The 24390-nt window shown below is 58.3% G+C and carries 19 protein-coding genes, 2 tRNA genes and 1 pseudogene; 20 read left to right on the forward strand and 2 right to left on the reverse strand.

What is annotated here, in order from left to right; all coding sequences use genetic code 11:
- Positions 1-73 precede the first annotated feature (73 nt).
- Positions 74-1171, forward strand: coding sequence for a substrate-binding domain-containing protein (locus tag B9H00_RS11170; protein ID WP_086900726.1), 1098 nt, complete (start codon positions 74-76; stop codon positions 1169-1171).
- 20 nt (positions 1172-1191) lie between these two features.
- Here the strand turns inward: B9H00_RS11170 and B9H00_RS11175 are convergent, their stop codons facing one another.
- Positions 1192-2166: an esterase-like activity of phytase family protein gene (locus tag B9H00_RS11175; RefSeq protein ID WP_120211741.1), complete on the reverse strand. Its 975-nt coding sequence runs from the start codon at positions 2164-2166 to the stop codon at positions 1192-1194.
- Between the two features lie 89 nt (positions 2167-2255).
- On the opposite strand from B9H00_RS11175, the gene dapB reads away from it, so the two are divergent.
- The 4 genes from dapB (at position 2256) to greA (ending at position 8306) form a co-directional block, all read left to right on the forward strand.
- On the forward strand, positions 2256-3089 hold the full coding sequence (gene dapB / locus B9H00_RS11180; protein ID WP_086900728.1) for a 4-hydroxy-tetrahydrodipicolinate reductase: 834 nt from the start codon (positions 2256-2258) through the stop codon (positions 3087-3089).
- A 267-nt stretch (positions 3090-3356) separates the two neighbouring features.
- Entirely contained in the window at positions 3357-4511 is a 1155-nt protein-coding gene (gene carA / locus B9H00_RS11185) for a glutamine-hydrolyzing carbamoyl-phosphate synthase small subunit (RefSeq protein ID WP_174678724.1), read from the forward strand.
- An 88-nt stretch (positions 4512-4599) separates the two neighbouring features.
- Positions 4600-7830, forward strand: coding sequence for a carbamoyl-phosphate synthase large subunit (carB, locus tag B9H00_RS11190; RefSeq protein ID WP_086900729.1), 3231 nt, complete (start codon positions 4600-4602; stop codon positions 7828-7830).
- Positions 7827-8306: a transcription elongation factor GreA gene (gene greA, locus B9H00_RS11195; protein ID WP_086900730.1), complete on the forward strand. Its 480-nt coding sequence runs from the start codon at positions 7827-7829 to the stop codon at positions 8304-8306. The genes carB and greA overlap by 4 nt, the downstream gene beginning before the upstream one ends.
- 100 nt (positions 8307-8406) lie before the next feature.
- Here greA and yhbY read toward each other — a convergent pair whose 3' ends face one another.
- Positions 8407-8718 (reverse strand): ribosome assembly RNA-binding protein YhbY, encoded by a 312-nt coding sequence (gene yhbY, locus B9H00_RS11200; protein WP_086900731.1) that lies wholly within the window; start codon positions 8716-8718, stop codon positions 8407-8409.
- A 171-nt stretch (positions 8719-8889) separates the two neighbouring features.
- Here yhbY and B9H00_RS11205 point away from each other — a divergent pair.
- The 15 genes and pseudogenes from B9H00_RS11205 (at position 8890) to pnp (ending at position 24235) form a co-directional block, all read left to right on the forward strand.
- Positions 8890-9512, forward strand: a pseudogene (locus B9H00_RS11205) (RlmE family RNA methyltransferase).
- Positions 9513-9599: 87 nt separating this feature from the next.
- The gene (gene ftsH, locus B9H00_RS11210) at positions 9600-11579 is read left to right on the forward strand and encodes an ATP-dependent zinc metalloprotease FtsH (RefSeq protein ID WP_086900732.1); all 1980 of its coding nucleotides are present in this window, start codon (positions 9600-9602) and stop codon (positions 11577-11579) included.
- Positions 11580-11677: 98 nt separating this feature from the next.
- Positions 11678-12532 (forward strand): dihydropteroate synthase, encoded by an 855-nt coding sequence (gene folP / locus B9H00_RS11215; protein WP_236944259.1) that lies wholly within the window; start codon positions 11678-11680, stop codon positions 12530-12532.
- 2 nt (positions 12533-12534) lie between these two features.
- Positions 12535-13896 (forward strand): phosphoglucosamine mutase, encoded by a 1362-nt coding sequence (gene glmM / locus B9H00_RS11220; protein WP_086900734.1) that lies wholly within the window; start codon positions 12535-12537, stop codon positions 13894-13896.
- 109 nt (positions 13897-14005) lie between these two features.
- On the forward strand, positions 14006-14755 hold the full coding sequence (gene tpiA, locus B9H00_RS11225; protein ID WP_086900735.1) for a triose-phosphate isomerase: 750 nt from the start codon (positions 14006-14008) through the stop codon (positions 14753-14755).
- Between the two features lie 4 nt (positions 14756-14759).
- Positions 14760-15167 (forward strand): preprotein translocase subunit SecG, encoded by a 408-nt coding sequence (gene secG / locus B9H00_RS11230; protein WP_086900736.1) that lies wholly within the window; start codon positions 14760-14762, stop codon positions 15165-15167.
- A gap of 147 nt (positions 15168-15314) precedes the next feature.
- Positions 15315-15401: transfer RNA gene (locus tag B9H00_RS11235), tRNA-Leu, on the forward strand.
- Between the two features lie 75 nt (positions 15402-15476).
- Positions 15477-15553, forward strand: a tRNA-Met gene (locus B9H00_RS11240).
- A gap of 152 nt (positions 15554-15705) precedes the next feature.
- The gene (rimP, locus tag B9H00_RS11245; RefSeq protein ID WP_086623267.1) at positions 15706-16167 is read left to right on the forward strand and encodes a ribosome maturation factor RimP; all 462 of its coding nucleotides are present in this window, start codon (positions 15706-15708) and stop codon (positions 16165-16167) included.
- A gap of 40 nt (positions 16168-16207) precedes the next feature.
- On the forward strand, positions 16208-17692 hold the full coding sequence (nusA, locus tag B9H00_RS11250; protein WP_086900737.1) for a transcription termination factor NusA: 1485 nt from the start codon (positions 16208-16210) through the stop codon (positions 17690-17692).
- A 41-nt stretch (positions 17693-17733) separates the two neighbouring features.
- On the forward strand, positions 17734-20259 hold the full coding sequence (gene infB / locus B9H00_RS11255) for a translation initiation factor IF-2 (protein WP_086900738.1): 2526 nt from the start codon (positions 17734-17736) through the stop codon (positions 20257-20259).
- 27 nt (positions 20260-20286) lie between these two features.
- Entirely contained in the window at positions 20287-20691 is a 405-nt protein-coding gene (gene rbfA / locus B9H00_RS11260; protein WP_086900739.1) for a 30S ribosome-binding factor RbfA, read from the forward strand.
- Entirely contained in the window at positions 20691-21611 is a 921-nt protein-coding gene (gene truB, locus B9H00_RS11265; protein ID WP_086900740.1) for a tRNA pseudouridine(55) synthase TruB, read from the forward strand. The genes rbfA and truB overlap by 1 nt, the downstream gene beginning before the upstream one ends.
- Positions 21612-21686: 75 nt before the next feature.
- Positions 21687-21956: a 30S ribosomal protein S15 gene (gene rpsO / locus B9H00_RS11270; protein ID WP_086900741.1), complete on the forward strand. Its 270-nt coding sequence runs from the start codon at positions 21687-21689 to the stop codon at positions 21954-21956.
- A 155-nt stretch (positions 21957-22111) separates the two neighbouring features.
- Entirely contained in the window at positions 22112-24235 is a 2124-nt protein-coding gene (pnp, locus tag B9H00_RS11275) for a polyribonucleotide nucleotidyltransferase (protein ID WP_086900742.1), read from the forward strand.
- The last annotated feature ends 155 nt before the right edge of the window (positions 24236-24390 follow it).

The raw sequence follows: 24390 nt of genomic DNA on the forward strand, positions 1-24390 counted from the left end.
TAACTGCTTTAAGTCAGGGTCACGTTCGCGACCAAATTAGCACTCTCTATACGACGGCAAAATATGAACGAAAATGCTTAGCAAAAAGTTGAATATCGTCCCGGCCTGGCGCTTTTATCGCGAGCATGGCGAGCTGCTCGATCCGGTGCTGTTTGTGCTGCTGGCCGGTCTGCTCGAGACCGGCAAGCTCACCCAGGCCGCCAGCCGGGCCGGCGTTTCCTATCGGCATGCCTGGAATCTGCTTAATCGCGCCGAGGCCTTTTTCGGCATGTCGCTGGTAGAGATGCGCCGTGGCCATGGCACAAAACTGTCCCCATTGGGGGAGAAGCTTTTGTGGGCAGAGCAGCGGGTACGCGCGCGGCTGGGGCCTCAGATCGACAGCATGGCCTCCGAACTCAACCACCAGCTGCAGCAGCTGCTGGATGGCGCCCATTCCGTGCTACGCCTGCATGCCAGCCATGGCTACGCGGTTGCACTGCTGCCGGATTTCCCGGGGGAGCTTGATCTGCGCTATTGCACCTCAAGAGAGGCGCTTGAAGGGCTCAGGCGTGAGGAGTGCGATCTGGCCAGTCTTCACCTGCCGGTGGCGCCGCGGCTGGCCGAGCAGGTCATGGCGGTCTATCGCCCCTGGCTGTCCGGGCAGAACCTGAGCGTCATTCGCTTCGTGACGCGTCGACAGGGGCTGATGCTGCGTCATGAGGATCGTCATCGGGTGAGTACCATGAGAGATCTGATGACTGGTGATATCCGGTTCATTCAACGTAATGAACGCTCCGGCACCCGCATGCTGTTTGATCTACTGCTGGCGGAAGAAGGGATGGATAACACCGATTTTCCGGGTGCCCGACATGAGGAGTTTACGCATACGGCCGTGGCGGCCTACGTGGCAGCAGGCATGGCAGATGCGGGCTTTGGCGTGGAGGCCGCTGCGGCGCAGTTCGGCCTTGATTTTGTACCGCTGGCCACCGAGCACTATCTGTTGATCTGTCATGCCGATCGCCTGGCCCAGGACAACCTTCAGGCGTTGCTGGGCTATATGGCCTCAAAGCGGTTTCTGGCCGGCGTGGACGCTCTGGAGGGCTACACGCCGGATCGCTGTGGCGAGGTGACGACGCTTGAGGCGCTGATGGCAGAAAACGCTGCTGGTCCTGCAGAATCGCTCTCCGATTGAAACCGTCAGCCAGGCCCGGGCTATCTGGCAGACTCCGGGACGTTGAAGCATGCCAGCAGTGATCGCTGCAGCCAGCTGAAGTTGTCGTCGCTGACCATCAGGTAGCGCTGGGGAGCAATACGGGCCAACCCCTCGAAGTTGTCCAGCCGCCAGCCTTCATCGCTGACCAGCCGCGCAAGGGTGTCGCCCGGTACCACGCCATCCGGTGTGGCGTTGGAAGGGTGAGCCCGGCGCAGCGAGATGATCAGGGGTCTGCCGATTTTAAAATCGCGTTCCAGCATCAGAAGATCATCGCCCAGCGGTGCCATGGCCGTCAGGCCGCTGTCATCATCGCTGCGTTGCCAGCGCCACTGGTGGCCCTCAAGGTCAAACAGGCGGCTTTCGCTGTCATCCATGCCTTTTGAGGCAAATTCGAGTCCGCCAATCAGGCCATGCTCGGGGTGATTGACCAGTGCTTCCAGGCTGCCGTTGTGCTGCGCGCCATTCAGGGCCGACGGTCGCAGTGCCTCTCCCACGGGTTTCCCTTCAAGCGTGAAGCGCTGCAGCCGATGCTGGCGTTCAAAGCCGATCAAAAGTTCTGTTTCTCCCTGATGGCTCTTGATCAGTGCCATGGACTCGCTGTCTGCCAAGGGCATTTCAAGCGGTTTGCCATGATGGTCGAGCAGTGGCACCGAATCCAGCAGCTCGAGGCGGGTCAGCTGCTGTTGATCATCAAAGTGGGGGCGGGCGCGGTAGAGACGGCCCCGGTCGGAAAGCATGTATAGCAGATGGCTTTCCTGATCGAATGCCAGGGCCGACAGACCGCCCAGCGGCTGCCCATCGGGCATACGGTCCGGCAGCTCCAGCATGCCGCACCAATCAAGGCGCACGGGGCTGGAGCCACCCGGCGGGCCGCCGGGATCAACGATGCCCGCTCGGGTGCAGCCGGGCAGCAGAATCAGGCACAGCGCCAGAGTGGCTGCTGCAAGGGAGGGGTGAGTACGTCTGTCCGCCATGGCGCCGTCCGATTGCAAGGTCTGATGGGTTATAGTGGCAGAGAAGCCTGGGAGCAAACGATCAACATGAATAGAAAGCAGGGGGACGTGTGACACGAATTGCCATCATGGGCGCGGCAGGACGCATGGGCAAAATGCTGATCGAGGCCGTCAACGGTGATGACAGTGCCCGGCTGACCGGCGCCGTTGTGCGACCGGACAGCTCCCTGAAGGGAGCCGATGCCGGTGAGCTGGCCGGTCAGGGGCGCCTGGGGATCATGCTTTGTGGCAGCCTGGAAGAGATTGTCGATGATTTTGATGTCCTGATCGACTTCACCTCGCCGGCCCTGACGCTTGAGAACCTGGCCATCTGCGCCAGACATGGCAAACGTCTCGTGATCGGTACCACCGGGTTCAACGATGAGCAGTTGAGCGCGCTGGAAGGGTATGCTTCAAGCGTGCCTTTCGTGTTTGCGGCCAACATGAGTACCGGCGTCAATCTATCACTCAACCTGCTCGCCACGGCCGCACGCGCGTTGGGCGATGCGGGCTTCGATATCGAGATCATTGAGGCCCATCACCGTCACAAGGTCGATGCGCCTTCGGGCACGGCCCTGATGATGGGGCGTGCGGTGGCCGAACCGCTGGGTCGTGATCTGAAAACCGATGGCGTCTATCAGCGCGTGGGTCAGATCGGCCCTCGAAGTGCACGGGAAATCGGCTTTTCCACCGTGCGCGGTGGCGACATTGTGGGTGAGCACACCGTGCTCTTTGCGGCCGAGGGCGAGCGCATCGAGATTACCCACAAGGCGTCGAGTCGGCTGACCTTCGGACGTGGTGCGGTACGGGCAGCGCACTGGCTGATGGATCAGAAGGCCGGTCATTACGACATGCAGGATGTGCTGGGGCTCAAGCAGGCCTTGTCCGATGACCCACAGGCCTGATCATTGTGTGATGGCATGCGGGGGTGAAATCCGATATTATCGGCACAATTTGGCCGGGTCGAACCCGCAGACCATGGCGATAAAACAAAAGCGGGATGAAGCCCTTCAGGGTTTCGTCCCGCTTTTTTGCAGCCCGGGGGCGTGTCTGTTACCAGGACATACCGGGAGGGCATGGTCGACGGGGTCGCCAGACGGCCGGTTTTGCGGTCAGCGTTGTGGCATGTCGCTTTCGCTGACAGTTTCTTTTGCCCTGTGGAGGACGTTGCATTGATCAAACCCGCGATTCTGGCGCTCGAGGATGGCAGCGTATTTCACGGCGTCTCCATTGGCGCCGACGGAGAAACCAGTGGCGAGGTGGTCTTCAATACGGCCATGACGGGCTATCAGGAGATCCTGACCGACCCTTCCTACTCTCGCCAGATTGTGACCCTTACCTACCCCCATATCGGCAACACCGGCATCAATGAAGAGGATGTCGAATCCCACCGCATTCATGCCGCCGGCCTGGTCATTCGTGATCTGCCCCGTCTGGTCAGCAATTTCCGCAGCGTCCGTGCCCTCGACGACTATCTGGCTGCCCACGGCATTCTGGGCATTGCCGATATCGATACGCGCCGTCTGACCCGACTTCTGCGTGACAAGGGGGCACAAAACGGTGCCATTGTGGCCGGGGCAGATGCCCAGGGTGATGAAGCCGTGGCACGCGCGCTGGCGGCTGCGAAAGCCTTTCCGGGGCTCAAGGGGATGGATCTGGCCCGCGAGGCCGGTACCCGCGAGATTCATGAGTGGCATGACGGTGAGTGGCAGCTGAGCAAGGGTTACGCCGATTTTCGCCAGCGCGAACGCCCCTGGCACGTGGTGGCCTATGACTTCGGTACCAAGCACAACATCTTTCGAATGCTGACCAGCCGGGGTTGCCGCCTGACCGTTGTGCCGCCGCAGACGCCGGCCAGTGAGGTGATGGCGATGAATCCGGACGGCGTGTTTCTGGCCAACGGTCCGGGCGACCCGGAGCCGTGTGACTATGCCATTCGGGCCATCCAGGAAATTCTGGCCACCGGGACGCCGGTCTTTGGCATTTGTCTGGGGCATCAGCTGCTGGCACTGGCCAGCGGGGCAAAAACCATCAAGATGAAGCAGGGGCATCACGGCGCCAATCATCCGGTGCTGGATATCGATCGCGGCCATGTCATGATCACCAGCCAGAACCATGGTTTTGCTGTTGACGAGGCTTCCCTGCCGGCCAACGTGCGGGCAACGCATCGATCGCTTTTTGACCACACCCTGCAGGGCATCGAGCTGACCGATACGCCGGCCTTCAGCTTTCAGGGGCACCCGGAAGCCAGTCCCGGGCCACATGATGTTTCACCGTTGTTTGATCGCTTTGTGGCCATGATGGAGGGCCGCCGTCAGGCAGCCTGACACGGTCCCGGCGGCGACTTCTGCCGTCGTCGGGCCGCCATCGCATCCGACTTGTTCGCATCCCATTTTTCGACGCAGTGAAATCGTCATGCCAAAACGTACCGACCTGAAAAGCATTCTGATCATTGGCGCTGGCCCCATCGTTATCGGCCAGGCCTGTGAATTCGACTATTCCGGCGCCCAGGCCTGCAAGGCGCTGCGTGAGGAGGGGTACCGGGTCATTCTGGTCAACTCCAATCCGGCTACCATCATGACCGACCCGGTCATGGCGGATGCCACCTATATCGAGCCGGTTACCTGGGAGACCGTGGCGCGCATCATCGAGCGCGAGCGCCCCGACGCGGTGCTGCCGACCATGGGGGGGCAGACCGCGCTGAACTGCGCCCTCGAGCTGGACCGTCGCGGTATTCTGGATGAATTCGGTGTCGAGCTGATCGGTGCCAATGCCAGGACCATCGAGAAGGCCGAGGATCGAGACCTTTTTGACAAGGCGATGAAAAATATCGGCCTTGAATGCCCGAAGGCCAAGGTGGCGCATTCAATGGAAGAGGCGTGGGAGATCCAGTCCGAGCTGGGCTTTCCCTGCATTATTCGCCCGTCCTACACCATGGGTGGCTCCGGTGGCGGTGTGGCCTATAACCGTGAAGAGTTCGAAGAGATCTGTCATCGCGGCTTTGAACTTTCTTCCAACCATGAGCTTTTGATCGACGAGTCGCTGCTGGGCTGGAAAGAGTACGAGATGGAAGTTGTGCGCGATAAGAGCGACAACTGCATCATCGTCTGTGCCATCGAAAACTTTGATCCGATGGGCGTGCATACTGGCGACTCCATTACGGTCGCGCCGGCGCAGACGCTGACCGATAAAGAGTACCAGATCATGCGGAACGCATCGCTGGCGGTACTCAGAGAGATCGGCGTCGAAACCGGCGGTTCCAACGTGCAGTTTGGCGTTGATCCGGATACCGGGCGCATGGTGGTCATCGAGATGAATCCGCGGGTATCACGCTCTTCGGCGCTGGCGTCCAAGGCCACCGGTTTTCCGATTGCCAAGGTCGCAGCCAAGCTGGCAGTGGGCTATACGCTCGACGAGTTGCAAAACGACATTACCGGTGGCGCCACGCCTGCATCGTTCGAGCCGGCCATCGATTATGTCGTCACCAAGATTCCGCGTTTTACCTTCGAAAAATTCCCTCAGGCTAATGATCGTCTGACCACTCAGATGAAGTCGGTGGGTGAGGTCATGGCCATCGGGCGCACCTTCCAGGAGTCGCTGCAAAAGGCGCTTCGCGGTCTCGAAATCGGTGTGGACGGGCTTGATCCCAAGCTTTCGAATTTTGATGAAGCATCGCGCCAGCTGATGCAGGGCGAACTGCAGCGTCCGGGCGCTGACCGCATCTTTTTTGTGGCCGACGCCTTCCGGGCCGGCCTCTCACTGGATGAAGTGTTTAACTTCACTAAAATTGATCGCTGGTTCTTGATCCAGATTCAGGAGCTGATGGTTCTGGAAGGTCAGATTGCCAAGACCTCCCTGAGCGACCTCAGCCGCAAGCAGGTCTATTTCTACAAGCGTCGCGGCTTTGGCGATGCGCGCCTGGCCCGACTGATCGGGGTCAGCGAAAAGGCCTTCCGTGAACACCGTCAGGCGCTGGATGTTCGTCCGGTCTTCAAGCGGGTGGATACCTGTGCTGCCGAGTTCGCCACGTCCACGGCCTACATGTACTCCACCTATGAGGAGGAGTGCGAGGCCAATCCCAGCGATCGCCAGAAAATCATGGTACTGGGCGGCGGCCCCAACCGAATCGGTCAGGGTATCGAGTTCGATTACTGCTGTGTCCATGCCGCGCTTGCCATGCGTGAAGACGGCTATGAGACCATCATGGTCAACTGCAATCCTGAAACCGTCTCGACCGATTATGACACCTCCGACCGTCTCTATTTCGAGCCGGTGACGCTCGAGGATGTGCTGGCCATTGTCGAAAAGGAAAAGCCGGTGGGGGTCATCGTGCAGTTTGGTGGCCAGACGCCGCTGAAGCTGGCCCGCGATCTGGAAGCCGCTGGCGTGCCGATTATCGGGACCTCGCCGGATGCCATCGATCGCGCTGAAGACCGCGAACGTTTTCAGCAGATGATCGAGAAGCTCGGTCTCAAGCAGCCCAATAATGCCACGGCACGCAGCTTCGAGGATGCCTTCGTCAAGGCATCCAAAATCGGTTATCCGCTGGTCGTGCGTCCGTCCTATGTGCTGGGTGGGCGCGCCATGGAGATTGTCTACTCGGCTGATGAGCTCGAGAATTACATGACCCACGCGGTCAAGGTTTCCAACGACTCGCCGGTGCTACTGGATCACTTCCTCAATGCCGCCATCGAAGTCGACATCGACGCCATCAGCGATGGCAAGGATGTCGTGATCGGCGGCATCATGCAGCACATCGAGCAGGCCGGCGTGCATTCCGGTGATTCGGCCTGCTCACTGCCGCCCTATTCGCTGCCGGCGGATGTTCAGGACCGCATGCGTGATCAGGTGCAGCGCATGGCGCTGGAGCTCAATGTCGTGGGGCTGATGAACGTTCAGCTGGCCTGGCAGGACGGCGAGGTCTATGTCATCGAGGTCAATCCGCGCGCTTCACGCACCGTGCCCTTTGTCTCCAAGTGCATCGGCCGCTCGCTGGCCCAGCTGGCCGCGCGCGTTATGGCCGGCAAGACACTGGCAGAGCTTGAGTTTACCCGCGAGCACATTCCGGATTTCTATAGCGTCAAGGAAGCGGTCTTCCCCTTCAACAAGTTTCCGGGTGTGGACCCGATCCTGACGCCGGAAATGAAATCGACCGGTGAGGTCATGGGGACCGGAACCACCTTTGCCGAGGCCTTCTACAAGGCTCAGCTGGGCGCAGGCGAGGCGATCCCGGCGCTGACCGGTGACCGTCGGGCGTTCCTGTCGGTTCGTGACCCGGACAAGGAGGGCGTTATTGACGTGGCGCGTTCTCTGTTAACATTAGGCTTTACGTTGATTGCCACGCAGGGCACGGCGCAGGCACTGGAAGCTGCCGGCCTGCCGGTCGAGGCGGTCAACAAGGTGTTTGAAGGCCGTCCCCACATCGTCGATATGATCAAAAACGATGAGGTTGCCTACATCGTGAATACGACCGAGGGGCGGCAGGCCATTAACGATTCTTCCATGATTCGCCGTTCGGCGCTGTCACACAAGGTCCCTTATGCCACCACGCTGGCAGGGGCCAGTGCCGTGTGCATGGCGCTTGAATATGGTAACGAGATTACCGTGCGGCGACTTCAGGAACTCCATACGAGTGTAACGGCATGACCAGGGTTCCGATGACAGTGCAGGGCGAAAAGGCCCTGCGTGAAGAGCTTAACCAGCTCAAGGGTGTTGATCGCCCGCGCGTGATTGCAGACATTGCCGAGGCGCGAGAGCACGGCGATCTCAAGGAGAATGCGGAGTATCACGCCGCGCGTGAGCAGCAGGGGTTTATCGAGGGGCGGATTCAGGAAATCGAGTCGCGTCTGTCCAATTCTCAGGTCATTGATGTCACCAAGGTGCCGCATACCGGCAAGGTCATTTTTGGCACCACGGTCAGGCTCCTGAATCTCGACACCGACGAAGAGGTGGCCTACCGCATCGTCGGTGAGGATGAGGCCAGCATCAAGGACGGCAAGATTTCGGTCAATTCGCCCATCGCCCGTGCGCTGGTAGGGAAGTCCGAAGGTGATGTTGTCAATGTGCGCACCCCTGGCGGTGACGTCGAGTATGAAATCGATAGTGTCGAGCACGTTGAGTGATCAGCGTTATCTGATCGGCACGCATTAAAAAAGCCCCCGACACTGTCGGGGGCTTTTTGCGTTCAGCTCACCGGTGCCATCCATCAGCACCATATGATGATTACTGGGTGTAGCGGGCCACGTTTGAGAGCCTGGGGTCTGCCTTGGGGTTGTGGCGATAGAGCAGGGCTGTCTTGCCGATACTTTGTACCAGCTCGGCGCCGGACTGCTTAAGCAGATGCTGAATGATCTCGGCCCGCTCGTCGCGTTCGGCGCCGGCAATGCTGATCTTGATCAGTTCGTGGTCGGTGAGTGCTCGCTCGAGCTCACCCATGACACCCTCGGTCAGGCCCTTGTCACCAATCCGGACAACCGGGTTGAGAATATGGCCGACGCTACGCAGGGTTTTCTTTTGTGCCGCTGTAAGGCTCATGATATGTTGAAAACTCTCGATCCCTTTTCATGTGCAATCATCTTACTCCAGACGACGGCCGTGGCGCCAACGGTTGTCGCATGTCAGGTGTCTTTCCTGAGCAAATGCTGGTGTTTGATCGCTATGGCACGGCAACCCCTTTTTTCGGAAGTTAACGTGACACGCGCCAAAATGCCCCCTGCCGGCAGTAAGGCTTCAGCCGGTAATGGCTGGATGAAGGAGCATTTTGACGATATCTGGGTAAAGCGCAGCCGGGCCGATGGCTACCGTTCTCGTGCCAGCTACAAGCTGCCTGAAATCGATGATCGCGATCGTCTTTTTACAACCGGATATGAGTATAGTGGATGTGGGTGTGGTGGATGGAGTCAGGTCGCCATGGTCCGAGTCGGGGATTAAGGGCATATCGTTGCCACTGATATCCTCGAAATGGATGCCACTGCGGGTGTGGATTTCATTCAGGGTGACTTTACGGAAGTAAAGCACGCTGCATGCTATGCTCGAGGCGCTGGGCAATCGGCAGATCAACGTTGTGCTATCAGACATGGCCCTCCGTCTGGGCGGGCAGATGGCCATCGATCAGCCGGGGACCATCTATCCTGTGGAACTGGCAGATGGCCCAGCAGGCACTAATGCCGGTTGGCGATTTCCTGATCCGGATCTTCCAGAGCGAGGGTTTTGATCAGTGTCTAAAGGAAATGCGCCTTCGGTTCGATAAGGTAGTGACTCGCAAGCCCTATGTCTCGCGTCCAGAATCGCGGGAAGTATATCTGCTGGGTCGCGGTTTTTACGCATGAGCTTGTAATTGACAGGCCGCGCCCCAAGCTATCCGACACATACCGGGCCACGCCTGGCAGGCAGAATCACGTAGTGAGGGTGTCCCCTTGAACGACATGGCCAAGAATCTGATCCTATGGTTGATTATCGCTGCAGTATTGCTGACGGTATTCAATAATTTCAGCGTCGATAATTCGCCGCAGGCGATGAACTATTCACAGTTCGTCGAGCAGGTGCAAAATGACCAGATCCGTCAGGTCACCATTGATGGTTACGACATCCGCGGTGAGCGCGATGACGGGTCAACCTTCCAGACCATCCGTCCTTCTGCGGAAGACCCGCGTCTGATGGACGATCTGCTCAGCAACAATGTAACGGTAATAGGCAAAAAGCCTGATCAGCAGAGCATCTGGTCACGGCTGTTGATTGCCAGTTTCCCCATATTGCTGATTCTGGGCATCTTCCTGTTCTTCATGCGTCAGATGCAGGGTGGGGGTGCTGGAAAGGGTGGTCCCATGAGCTTTGGCAAGTCCAAGGCCAAGCTGCTGTCTCATGAACAGGTCAAGACAACCTTCAAGGATGTGGCCGGGTGTGATGAGGCCAAGGAAGAAGTCGAAGAGCTGGTCGACTTTTTGAAGGATCCTTCCAAGTTTCAGCGTCTTGGCGGTCAAATTCCGCGTGGCGTTTTGATGGTGGGCCCTCCGGGTACCGGTAAAACCCTGCTTGCCAAGGCCATCGCCGGCGAAGCCAAGGTGCCCTTCTTCACCATTTCCGGTTCCGACTTCGTCGAGATGTTTGTGGGGGTGGGTGCTTCACGTGTGCGCGACATGTTTGAGCAGGCCAAAAAGCAGGCACCCTGCATCATTTTTATCGATGAGATTGATGCGGTAGGACGCTCGCGTGGTTCCGGCATGGGTGGCGGACACGATGAACGAGAGCAGACCCTGAATCAGTTACTGGTCGAGATGGATGGTTTTGAGGCTAACGAAGGCATCATTGTCATTGCCGCCACCAACCGTCCTGATGTGCTTGATCCCGCACTGTTGCGTCCGGGCCGCTTCGACCGTCAGGTGACCGTGGGCCTTCCCGACATTCGCGGACGCGAGCACATTCTGGGTGTACACCTTCGCAAGGTACCGCTGGCCGATGACGTCAAGCCGGAGATGATTGCACGTGGAACGCCGGGCTTTTCCGGGGCGGAACTTGCCAATGTGGTCAATGAGGCCGCCCTTTTTGCGGCACGAAAGAATCGCCGGCTGATCGGGATGGCCGAGCTTGAAATGGCCAAGGACAAGATCATGATGGGGGCCGAAAAGCGCTCAATGGTCATGTCCGAAAAGGAAAAGCGCAATACGGCCTATCACGAGTCTGGCCATGCCATCATCGGTCTGTTGATGCCTGAGCATGACCCGGTCTACAAGGTCACCATTATCCCCCGTGGTCGTGCGCTGGGTGTGACGATGTTCCTCCCCAACGAGGATCGCTACAGCTATACACGTCAGCAGATCATCAGCCAGATATGCTCCCTGTTTGGTGGTCGTATCGCCGAAGAGATGACGCTGGGGCCCAATGGTGTCACTACAGGCGCTTCCAACGATATCAAGCGTGCCACGGAGCTTGCTCATAACATGGTAGCCAAGTGGGGGCTGTCACAGGAGATGGGCCCGCTGATGTATGACGAGGATGAGTCACATCAGTTCCTTGGTGGCCCGGGTGGCGGTGGCAGCAAGTTCAGTTCGGCAGAAACATCATCGAGAATGGATCGCGAAATTCGCCGCATCATTGATGAGTGCTACAAGCAGGCCGAGCAGATTCTGCATGATAACCGCGACAAGCTTGATGCGATGACCGATGCGCTGATCAAGTTCGAGACCATCGATGCCGATCAGATCAACGACATCATGGAAGGGCGCGATCCGCGTCCGCCCAAGGAGCCTGGCAGCAGTGGCCCGAGCGGTGGTCTGAGTGCGCCGGATACCAGCTCTTCTGATGTGCGACCGGTTGAGGACCCGGATGGAGATGCAGACAGCGCTGATGATACACGGCGGCGTCCCTCTGATCCGCTGGGCGGCTCTTCCGGACATTGATCCCTGTTTTACGTATCATGATGACCGCCCTCCGGGGCGGTTTTTTTATGACCAATGATTACAATGACTGATCAAGCGGTCAGGCTTCAGGAATCACCATGTCAAAAGCAGCTACTTTCATGCCGTGCGGTGACCATCATCAACTGTCGCTGGATTGTCCGCAGGTGATGGGCATTCTCAATGTGACGCCGGATTCCTTTTCCGATGGTGGGCACCATGCCGTGGGTGATGCAGCACTACGTCGTGCTGAAAAAATGCTCCGCGAAGGTGCGAGCATTATCGATGTAGGAGGCGAATCCACTCGACCCGGCGCGACGCCTGTCGGTGTACAGCAGGAGATGGATCGGGTGTTGCCGATTGTGGAGCGCCTGACAGATGAGCTTGGCGCACTGGTATCAGTGGATACCAGTGCGCCGGAAGTCATGACGGCCGTGGCGAAGGCAGGCGCCGGCATGATTAACGATGTTCGCTCTCTGAAGCGTGACGGGGCTTTAGAGGCGGCTGCGGCCACGGGGCTGCCCATCTGTCTCATGCATATGGTGGGCGAGCCCGATAACATGCAAAATGACCCGCAATATGCGCATCCTATTGAAGAAGAGGTGGCGACCTTTCTAGCGAATCAGATTGATCGCTGTCGCAATGCCGGTATCACTGGTGAACGGCTGCTGGTAGATCCGGGGTTTGGCTTTGCAAAGACGCTTGCGCACAACCTGCGCTTGATGAATCGCCTAGAGTATCTCCAGCATCTGGGCTACCCCCTGCTGGTAGGCACTTCTCGCAAGGGCATGATTGGTCGTGCGCTATCTCGTGAAGTCGATGAGCGTCTTTATGGTGGATTGGCGTTGACGACCCTTGCCATCAGCAAGGGCGCCTGGATTATCAGAACACACGATGTCGCTGCCAGCGCTGATGCTGTTGGCATGACCCGTGCAGTACTCAAGGAAGGCAAATAGTAATGGCAAGACAATATTTCGGGACGGACGGGATTCGCGGCACAGTGGGACAGGCGCCCATTACGGCAGATTTCATGCTGCGTCTGGGCTGGGCGGCCGGTCGTGTCTTTGCGCGTCAGAACCGGCGTGCACGTGTATTGATTGGCAAGGATACCCGTATCTCCGGATACATGTTCGAATCAGCACTGGAAGCCGGTTTTTCAGCAGCCGGGGTAGATGTAGCCCTGCTGGGCCCGATGCCCACGCCCGGTATCGCCTATCTGACGAGTACGCTGCGTGCCAGTGCTGGCGTGGTCATCAGCGCCTCACACAATCCGTATCAGGATAATGGTATCAAGTTCTTTTCACAGCATGGCACCAAGCTGCCTGATGCCTTTGAAGACGAGATCGAGCGTGAGCTTGAAGGACTTCAGGAAACGGTCGGTCCGGACAGGCTGGGCAAGGCAGTGCGCATCGAGGATGCCGCCGGACGCTATATCGAATTCTGCAAGTCGACAGTGCCCAATCGCTTTGGCCTGCATGGCCTGAAAATTGTCATCGACTGTGCCAACGGGGCAACCTATCACATTGCGCCCAATGTCTTTCGCGAGCTGGGCGCCGAGGTCATCACGCTGGGTGTGACGCCTGATGGCCTCAATATCAATCAGCAGGTCGGTTCGACGCATCCGGAAGTGATGCGAGAGAAAGTGCTCGAGACCGGTGCTGATCTCGGCATCGCCTTTGATGGCGATGGCGATCGTGTGATCATGGTGGATCATGCCGGACGTATTGTGGATGGGGATGACATCCTCTACATCATTGCACGCGATCGTCATCGTCGTGGTGTGCTGGGGGGTGGGGTTGTGGGCACCCTCATGAGCAATTTTGGCCTGGCTTCGGCATTTGAGACGCTGGGGATTCCCTTTGAGCGTGCCAAGGTTGGTGACCGCTATGTCATCGAGCAGATGCAGGCACGTAACTGGCAGCTTGGTGGAGAATCTTCCGGGCACATCCTGTGCGGTCACGCCCAGACGACTGGCGATGGCATTGTTTCTGCCCTGCAGGTACTGGCCACCATGGTCATCGAAGAGCGTAGCCTTGAAGAGCTTCTGGAAGGCATGGAAAAGGCGCCTCAGGCACTGGTCAATGTGCGTCTGGTGCCCGGCATTGACAAGACTGCGCTGATGGAAAGCGCTCCGGTGGCCGGGGCCGTCCGAGATGTCGAGCAGACGCTGGGTGAATCCGGGCGTGTGCTGCTCAGGCCGTCGGGCACCGAACCACTGATTCGCGTTATGGTTGAAGGCCGTCCGCGCTTTGATGTTCAGGCGCTGGCACAGAAAATTGCCGATGAAATCGAGCAGGGAATGACATCTGCCCAGGGCTGAAGAAAACGGGGCGTGGTTGTGTTCACGCCATCGCTCCATTAACATCGCCCTCCTTGCGGAGGCGTCTACCAATACTTTCCTGTTCCCGACAGGCTAGGGAGAAGTCACCATGCGTAAGCCGCTGATTGCCGGCAACTGGAAGATGAATGGTTCGCTGGCGCTGCTGGAAACCATGAGTCAGACACTGTCGTCGGCGCGGATTTCCTCCAGTGTTGATGTCACCATTATCCCGCCTTTCACGCTGCTTATGTCAGCAGGGAAGATGCTGGAGGGGAGTGATGTCGAACTCGGTGCCCAGACGCTCCACCCTGAAGCATCCGGGGCCTATACCGGTGAAGTCAGCGCCTCTCTGCTGAGCGAGTGCGGTGTCAGCCATGTGCTGGTGGGACATTCCGAACGCCGTACCCTGTTCAATGAAGATGACCAGGCCGTGCTTGTTCGCGTCAAGGCAGCCCTTGATGCCGGTCTGATTCCCATACTGTGTGTGGGTGAGACGCTCGAAGAGCGTGAAGCAGATCAGGTGGAAACGGTGGTGCTGGGTCAGGTTCGAACGGTCATGGATGCGCTTTCACAGGAGCAGTGCTCACGGCTGGTCATTGCTTATGAGCCGGTCTGGGCCATTGGTACGGGCCGCACCGCCACGCCTGAGCAGGCGCAACAGGTGCATGCCATGATTCGTTCCTGGCTGTCAGGCAAGGATCCCGCTCTGGGAGAAGGCATGCGCCTGCTTTATGGCGGCAGCATGAAGGCCGACAACGCTGCCGATCTTCTTTCCCAGCCGGATATCGATGGGGGGCTGATAGGCGGCGCCTCGCTTAAACCCGATGACTTTATTGCGATTTGTCACGCAGCAGGTTGATTAAATGTACGTTGCCATCATTTTGATTCACGTCCTTCTTGCCATCAGCCTGATTGCGCTGGTGCTCTTGCAGCGCGGCAAGGGAGCCGAGGCTGGCGCTGCCTTTGGAGGCGGTGCTTCACAAACGGTACTGGGCTCGCAGGGTGCCTCAAAGACACTTGCCCGTCTGACAGGCGTGCTCGCTGCGCTGTTCTTTGTAACGTCGCTGGGGCTTGCCTGGCTGGTTGATCGTGGCGGTGATTCACAAAGCGGTATTCCCGATGCCCGCGTGATCGAGCAGCAGCGTACCAGTGCGCCGAGTCTGGATGATGGTGACGACGCGCCTCAGGCGCCCGCTGCCCAGCAGGACACTGAAAGTGGTAGTGACGATGGGTTGAGCGTCCCTTCTACAGGCAGCAGCAACGATAATTGATGCATGAGGTCATGCATCGCTTGACGAATCATGTCATGGGATGCATAATCTCGCGCCAGTGATGAGGCGCTCGATCCAGCAGGGCTTTGTCACTGGTTCGGCAGAAATGCCGAGCAAGACAGAAAGCAGGTTTCTGTCAAACCGAAAGCCGAAGTGGTGGAATTGGTAGACACGCTATCTTGAGGGGGTAGTGACCTTATGGTCGTGCGGGTTCAAGTCCCGCCTTCGGCACCATCGGAGCTGCAAGTCGCGACAGACGGATCATGTTGATTCGGCAGGACAAAGTCCTTATACTGATTGCGCTATTGATGCGGGGTGGAGCAGCCTGGTAGCTCGTCGGGCTCATAACCCGAAGGTCGTCGGTTCAAATCCGGCCCCCGCTACCATCCAAGTGTCAATGGATGGAAATTTTTTCCCGAAAAGCCCCTTCCATTGAAGGGGCTTTTTGTTACAGCGCAACAAGATCGCTCATCAGTCACCTCATCTGCTCTCCTGTATTTTCGCTCAGGTGCCTGATGCCACTGCAGGAGGCCATGTCGTGCCAACCAGGCAAGAAACACTGCATACGCTGATAGAACCCGCCGTCGCAGCGCTCGGCTTCGAGCTCTGGGGCATCGATTACAGTGCCCAGGGTAAGCATTCCAAGCTGGTTGTCTATATCGAACACGAAAATGGTGTTGGTGTGGATGATTGCGCCGATGTTAGTCGGCAGGTAAGTGCTCTTCTGGATGTTGAAGACCCTCTCCCCGGACAGTATCAGCTTGAAGTGTCCTCTCCCGGGATGGATCGCCCACTTTATTCCCTGTCACATTTTGCCCGGTTTGCCGGTCACACGATTACGTTGAAGCTGCGCGCGCCCTTTGAAGGCCAGCGCCGTTTCAAGGGGCTGCTGGCAGGTGTTGATGGTGATGAAGTGCTGCTGCAGTTCAATGACGAAGAGTATGGATTTCCTATCGAGACCATTGAGCAGGCACGTGTCGTGCCCGGGTTTGATAACTGATGCTTGATGACAACAAGGACTTTTCTGGCGAGGCACAGGCATGAGCAAGGATATTTTGCTGGTCGTCGATGCAATATCGAATGAAAAGGGTGTCCCCCGCGACATTATTTTCGAAGCCGTCGAGGCGGCGCTGGCCAGCGCCTCCCGCAAGCGCTACGAAGGCAAGGATGTCGACATTCGCGTGCGTATCGATCGCAATACCGGCGATTACGACACCTTCAGGCGCTGGACTGTTGTACCTGATGAAGACTACATCACCTCGGCACGTCAGATACCGCTGGGCGCCGCAGAAGAACGCGATGAGCCTCTGGGGCTGGGCGCCGTGGTGGAAGAACAGATTGAATCGGCCGAGTTTGGTCGAATTGCTGCCCAGACAGCCAAGCAGGTCATCGTACAGAAGGTGCGTGAAGCCGAACGCGCCGAAATCGTGCGTCAGTACGCCGAGCGTGAAGGCGAGCTGGTAGGCGGAAGTGTCAAGAAAACCACACGTGATGGCCTGATCATTGATCTGGGCGACAATGCAGAAGGTTTTCTGCCGCGCGGTGAAATGATTCCGGGCGAGCGCTATCGTCTCAACGAGCGTGTCAGGGCCCTGCTATGGCGTGTGGATCCCGAAGCGCGCGGCGCCCAGCTGATTCTGTCCCGTACACGGCCCGAGTTTTTGGTGGAGCTGTTTACCATTGAGGTTCCCGAAATCTCGGAACAGCTGATTGAAATCAAGGGTGCGGCGCGTGATCCGGGCTCTCGTGCCAAGATTGCCGTCAAGACCAACGACCGTCGTATCGATCCTGTTGGTGCCTGTGTCGGCATGCGTGGTTCAAGGGTTCAGGCCGTTTCGAACGAACTTCGCAACGAGCGTGTGGATATCGTGCTTTGGGACGATAATCCTGCTCAGCTGGTCATCAATGCCATGGCCCCTGCTGATGTGGCTTCCATCCTGGTGGATGAAGACACGCATGCCATGGATGTCGCGGTCGGTGAAGACAATCTGGCGCAGGCTATTGGCCGCAGTGGTCAGAACGTACGTCTGGCGAGTGAGCTGACAGGCTGGACGCTCAACGTCATGACGGAGGAGGAAGCCGAAGGGCGCCGCGAGCAGGAACTCGACAGCTATATCGAATACTTCATCAACCATCTGGATGTTGATGAAGAGATGGCACGACTGCTGGTGGAAGAGGGCTTCACTTCGCTGGAAGAAGTGGCCTATGTCCCGCTGGAAGAGATGCTGGAAGTCGACGGCTTTGATGAGTCGCTGGTCGAAGAGCTGCGTGCGCGTGCCAAGGATGAATTGCTCAATCTGGCGATCAAATCCGAAGAAGAACTGGACGGCACCGCGCCCGCCGAGGATCTGCTCTCGATGGAGGGTATGGATCAGCATCTTGCCTACCGACTGGCCGGGCGAGGAATTATCACCATGGAAGATCTTGCCGAGCAGTCCATTGAAGACCTCAAGGATATTGAGGGAATGGATGAAGAACGCGCAGCGGCACTGATCATGACGGCCCGGGCGCCGTGGTTCGAATAATCCATCGTATCGCGACAGGTCACGGGTTCAGGAGGTCATAAATGGCAGAAACAACAGTCAAGGAATTTGCCGGCAAGGTGGGGCGTGATGTCAGCCGCCTGCTGGAGCAGATGAGCGAAGCAGGTCTGCCTCACAAGGCAGAAAATGATGCCGTTTCGGAAGAAGACAAGCAGAAGCTGCTCGATTATCTCACCAAAAGCCACGGCGGCGCTGGTGCACGCGGTAACAAGAACCGCATTACCATGACGCGCAAGACGCGCAGCAAGATTCGCACCGGCGATGGTCGCAACAAGACCATCGAGGTGCAGGTTCGTAAAAAGCGTACCTACGTCAAGCGTGGCGACGAGGAAAACGGCGAGCAGGAGTCTCAGGATCAGGCGCCCGCGGCCGAGCAGACCGGCAATGCCGCGGCACCGACAGCATCTGAAGCGCCTGCACAGGCCGCAACAGAAGCAGCGACTGCCGAGTCGACAGCACCTGTCACCGAAACGACCGCGAGCAACGCCGCACCGGTAGAAGCTGCCGTTGTTGCGCCTTCGGAAGATACCGGCGACAGCGCGCCTGCCGTTGAAGCGCCTCCCCGCGAGCCGCGCAATGACAACAGTCGTCGTACTGCTCGTCGCGGAGAAGGTGGCAAGTCAGCGGGTGGTCGTCGTGACGAACGTCGCGATGATGCCGATGAGCGTAGCGAGCGCAACGAACGCAAGCGTGGCGGCAAAAAGGTCAAGCGTGCCGAGCAGCGCCGTGGCAGCCGTCGTGGCGGCAGCGGTCGCAGCGACAACGCACATGGCTTCCAGAAGCCGGTTCAAAATATCGTCCGCGAAGTGCCGATCCCTGAATCCATCAGCGTGGCAGACCTTGCCGACAAGATGGCCATCAAGGCCAACGAAGTCATCAAGGCCATGTTCAAGATGGGCGCAGCCGTCACCATCAACCAGACCATCGATCAGGATACTGCCGCGATCGTGGTTGAAGAGATGGGACATACGCCCAAGCTGGTGAAGGAAGACGCACTCGAGACGGAAGTACTCGAGAACATCTCCTACGAAGGCGAACAGATCACGCGTGCGCCGGTCGTTACCGTCATGGGTCACGTTGACCACGGCAAGACCTCGCTGCTGGACTACATTCGCCGTACAAAGGTTGCCACCGGTGAAGCCGGCGGTATCACCCAGCATATCGGTGCCTATCACGTCGAGCATGAAAACGGTGATGTGACCTTCCTCGACACCCCCGGCCACGCTGCCTTTACGGCCATGCGTGCACGTGGTGCACAGGCCACGGACGTCGTTATCCTCGTGGTGGCAGCCGATGACGGTGTCATGCCGCAGACAGTTGAGGCCATCGAGCATGCCAAGGCCGCGGGTGTCCCGCTGGTCGTGGCGGTCAACAAGATCGACAAGGCTGGTGCTGATCCGGATCGTGTCCGCAACGAGCTGTCTCAGCGCGGTGTGATTTCGGAAGAGTGGGGCGGTGATACCCAGTTCGTTCATGTTTCTGCCAAAAGCGGTGAAAACATTGATGGACTGCTGGAAGCCGTTCTGCTGGTCTCCGAAGTTCTGGAGCTCAAGGCGGTTCCCGAGGCACCCGGCAAGGGTGTTGTGGTCGAGTCCCGTCTGGATCGCGGCCGTGGCCCGGTCGCCACCGTACTGGTACAAAACGGAACGCTCAAAAAGGGCGACGTGGTATTGGCCGGTCTCCATTACGGTCGCGTACGTGCGCTGGTCAACGAGCTGGGCAAGCAGGTCGATGAAGCCGGACCTTCCATGCCGGTCGAGATTCTTGGTCTGGGCGGTACGCCGGAAGCCGGTGATGACTTCATGGTCGTGGCCGATGAGAAGAAGGCGCGTGAAGTGGCCAACTTCCGTCAGGGCAAGTATCGCGAAGTGCGTCTGGCACGCCAGCAGAAGGCCAAGCTGGAGAACATGTTCAGCCAGATGGGTCAGGACGAAACCGCAACGGTCAACATCGTACTCAAGGCCGACGTGCAGGGCTCGCTGGAAGCCATTCGCGGCGCACTTGAAGAGCTGTCGACTGATGAAGTCAAGGTGGCTGTGGTTTCCTCAGGTGTGGGCGGCATTACCGAAACCGACACCAACCTGGCCGTGGCCTCGAATGCCATCATCGTTGGCTTCAACGTCCGTGCCGATGCCTCTTCACGTGAAATCGTCGAGCGTGAAGGCCTGGATCTGCGCTACTACAGCGTCATCTATCAGCTTATCGATGAGGTCAAGCTGGCGATGAGCGGTATGCTGGCGCCGGAATGGCGTGAAGACATCGTGGGTGTGGCCGAGGTTCGTGACGTCTTCCGCGCTCCGAAAATCGGCGCTGTCGCCGGTTGCATGGTAATTGAAGGCAACGTACACCGGAACAAGCGTATCCGTGTCCTGCGTGAAAACGTGGTGGTCTATGAAGGGGAGCTGGAATCCCTGCGCCGCTTCAAGGACGACGTCAGCGAAGTGCGTAACGGCATGGAGTGCGGCATCGGCGTACGTAACTACAATGATGTCCAGGTCGGTGACAAGATCGAAGTCTTCGACCAGATCGAGGTTCAGCGCTCCCTGTGAGCGCTGCACCCATGACGGGAGCGATTCATGCGTGAATTCAGTCGTACGGATCGGGTAGGCGAGCAGCTGGCCCACGAGCTGGCGCAGCTGATCCAGCGTGAAGTCAAGGATCCCCGGCTGGGCATGGTGACGGTGACGTCGGCCGATGTCAGTCGTGATCTGGGCTATGCCGATGTTCACGTCACTCTGATGGGTGAAAATGATCCGGAGCGCATTCGTGAGAATCTGGCCGTGCTCAAGCGCGCCAGCGGATTTCTCAGATCCCGCGTTGCCCGGACCATGAAGCTCAGGCATGTGCCCGAGCTTCGCTTTCACTTTGACGAGTCCGTCAGCCGCGGTCATGCGCTATCAAGTCTGATCGAGCGTGCCGTGCAGTCCGATCGTGATCGTGCCCCGGAAGAGGACGATGAGGATTCGGAGCGTCGCGACTGATGGCAAGGCGACGTCGCGGGAGGCCTATTGATGGCGTGCTTTTGCTGGATAAAGGCGAAGGTGTGACGTCAAACCGTGCACTGCAACAGGTGCGCAGGCTCTTCCAGGCACAAAAGGCCGGGCATACCGGTACGCTGGACCCCATGGCGACCGGGCTTCTGCCTATCTGTCTGGGTGAGGCGACCAAGTTTTCATCCTGGCTGCTGGATGCTGACAAGCGCTATCTGGCGGATGTTCGTCTGGGCGCCGTGACCGACACCGGTGATCGTGAAGGCGCGATACTCAAGGAGTGTGCCGTTCCTTCCTTGAGCGATGGTGATATCGAAAGCGCGCTGTCCGGTTTTCTGGGCGAGATCGATCAGGTGCCGCCGATGTATTCGGCACTCAAGCATCAGGGACGTCCGCTTTACGAGCACGCTCGTGCCGGAAGAGAGATTGCGCGTGCACCCAGACGTGTGAGCATTTATGATATCGCGCTCACATCACGGTATGCGCAGGGCTTCTCGCTGGATGTCAGCGTCAGCAAGGGCACCTACATTCGTACTCTGGCCGAGGATCTCGGTGAGTGGCTCGGTTGTGGCGCGCATCTTGAGGGGCTGCGTCGGCTGAGAACCGGTCCCTTTGATGACAGCAACATGCTTGATATCGAGGCGCTCGAGTCCATGAGCGATGAGCAGCGTCTTGAAAGGTTGCTGCCCGTGGATGCGCTGATCAGTCATCTTCCGGCACTGAGTACCGATGATGACGGGGCGCGTCGTATTCTGCAGGGGCAGCCTATTGCTCTTGAGACGCTTGAGCTGACCGAGGGTAGTGTTGCCAGGCTCTATCATGACCAAAGCCTTCTGGGCGTGGTCACCATCAGCGGGTCGGGGCAGTGTTCGCCTCGCCGGCTGATCAATACTGCCGACGAGCGTCGGTAGGGTTCGCGAAGACTGCAAATATGCGTGGTCTTCGACATTTATCAATGCTTAGGCATATTAAACTGGAGAAGTAACATGGCACTGACTGCCGAACGCAAGGCCGAAATCGTCAAGGAATTCGCCACTGCCGAGAACGACACCGGTTCGCCGGAAGTTCAGATTGCTCTGCTGACTGACAACATCGTCACGCTGCAGAGCCACTTCAAGGATCACAAGCAGGACCACCACTCGCGTCGTGGTCTGATCCGCATGGTTAACCAGCGCCGCAAGCTGCTGGACTACCTCAAGCGCAAAAATTTTGATCGCTACCAGCAGATCATTTCTCGTCTGGGCCTGCGTCGCTGATTGCGTCGCCATTCCGGTACGAACTGACAGGCGGCTCCCCTTTCGGGAGCCGCCTGTTTTTTATGGTGCCGGTCGGGTGAGAGTGACACCTGGGGCGTTTGATTTTAAGATGGCATTGAAAGCAGATGAATGGTTTACGAGAAAAGGACAGCGCATTGAACGCGGTTAAAAAGACATTTCAATACGGCAATCACAGCGTCACGCTGGAAACAGGCCGTCTGGCTCGCCAGGCTACCGGTAGCGTACTGGTCACCATGGACAACACAGTCGTGCTGTGCACGGTCGTGGCCCGCAAGGACCCCAAACCCGGTCAGGATTTCTTTCCCCTGTCCGTGCATTACCAGGAAAAGACCTATTCGGTCGGCAAGATCCCTGGCGGCTTTTTCAAGCGTGAAGGGCGTCCCAGTGAGAAGGAGACGCTGACCTCGCGTCTGATCGATCGCCCGATCCGCCCGCTGTTTCCCAAGGGCTTCATGAACGAAGTGCAGGTCGTCTGTACGGTACTCTCGGCAGAGCGGCATCAGGATCCTGATATCGCAGCCATGCTGGGGACCTCGGCGGCGCTGGCGATCTCCGGTGTGCCCTTTGCCGGCCCGATCGGCGCGGCACGCGTGGCGTTTACCAACGAGCGCGGCTATTTCATCAACCCCACTCAGGAAGAGCTGCAGGCATCCGAGCTCGACATGGTCGTGGCCGGTACCGAAAAGGCCGTGCTGATGGTCGAGTCCGAGGCCAGAGAGCTCTCCGAAGATGAAATGCTTGGCGCCGTCCTGTTTGCTCATGAAGAGATGCAGGTGGCCATCAAGGCCATCAACGAATTCGTGAGCGAAGGTGGCAAGGCCAAATGGGACTGGCAGCCGCAGTCCGAAAACGCAGCGCTCAAGGATGCACTGGCCAGCGGATATGAAGCCGGCATCGGTGAGGCCTATCGGATTACCGACAAGATGGCCCGCCAGGATCGTTTGAGTGAGCTCAAGACTCAGGCGAAGGCCCAGCTCTGTGAAGGCGACGCCGCGCTTTATAGCAGCGAAGACGTCAGCAATGGCTTTGCCAAACTCGAAAAGCGTATCGTGCGTGAGCGCGTGCTTAACGGCGAGCCGCGTATCGATGGGCGTGATCATGCCACCGTTCGCGCGCTTGATATCGAAGTTGGTGCACTGCCCCGCACGCATGGCTCTGCCATCTTCACGCGCGGTGAAACCCAGGCCATCGTCACCACAACACTGGGTACCACCCGCGATGCGCAGCTGGTTGAAGGTCTTGATGGCGAGCGCCACGATCGCTTCATGCTGCACTACAACTTCCCGCCCTACAGCGTAGGCGAAGCCGGCTTTATTGGCTCGCCGAAGCGTCGTGAGATCGGTCATGGCCGTCTGGCGCGCCGTGGTGTTGCTGCCATGCTGCCCTCGGCCGACGACTTCCCGTATTCGATCCGTGTGGTCTCAGAGATCACCGAGTCCAACGGTTCAAGCTCGATGGCGTCCGTCTGCGGTTCTTCGCTGGCGCTGATGGATGCCGGTGTACCGTTGAAGGCGCCGGTGGCCGGTATCGCCATGGGTCTGGTCAAGGAAAACGATCGCTTCGCCGTTTTGACCGATATCCTGGGTGACGAGGACCATCTTGGCGACATGGACTTCAAGGTAGCGGGTTCCGTTGACGGGATCACCGCGCTGCAGATGGACATCAAGATCGAAGGGATCAACGAAGAAATCATGGAAAAGGCGCTCGAGCAGGCCTTCCATGCGCGCCAGCATATCCTGGTCGAAATGAATCGCGTGATCGCGCAGAGCCGTGGCGAAGTGGCAGAGCATGCGCCCACCATGGCACGCCTCAAGATCGATCCCGAGAAGATTCGTGACGTCATCGGCAAGGGCGGCGCGACCATCCGTCAGATCTGTGAAGATACCGGCGCCTCGATCGATATCGACGACGACGGTAGCGTGCGAATCTATGCCGAAACCAAGGCGGGGGCGCAAAAGGCTGTCGACACGGTCATGGGCATCACTGCTGAAGCGGAAATCAACAAGCTCTATCGCGGCAAGGTCGTACGCATCGCCGACTTCGGTGCATTCGTCAACTTCATGCCGGGTACCGATGGGCTGGTACACATCTCCCAGATCGTACCCGAGCGCGTCAACGATGTGCGTGACTTCCTCAGCGAAGGGCAGATGGTGACCGTCAAGGTACTGGATATCGACAACCGCGGTCGCGTGAAGCTCTCCATCAAGGAAGTTGGCGAAGAAGAGAAAGCTGCCTTCGAAGCCACGCTGGAAGAATAATTTTCCAGATGCCTGCTGCCTGCTGCCGGCTCATAGCATCAGTCTGACTGACGCTGTGATTGGTAACAGGAAGGCTTCGATATAAGGGCCTGGCTCCGGTTTGACCGGAGTCAGGCCCTTTTTGTATCCGAAGGACAGGGTTGCAGTCTGTTCAC

Origin of the sequence: Kushneria marisflavi, from assembly GCF_002157205.1 — a bacterium.
GTDB classification, from domain to species: domain Bacteria; phylum Pseudomonadota; class Gammaproteobacteria; order Pseudomonadales; family Halomonadaceae; genus Kushneria; species Kushneria marisflavi.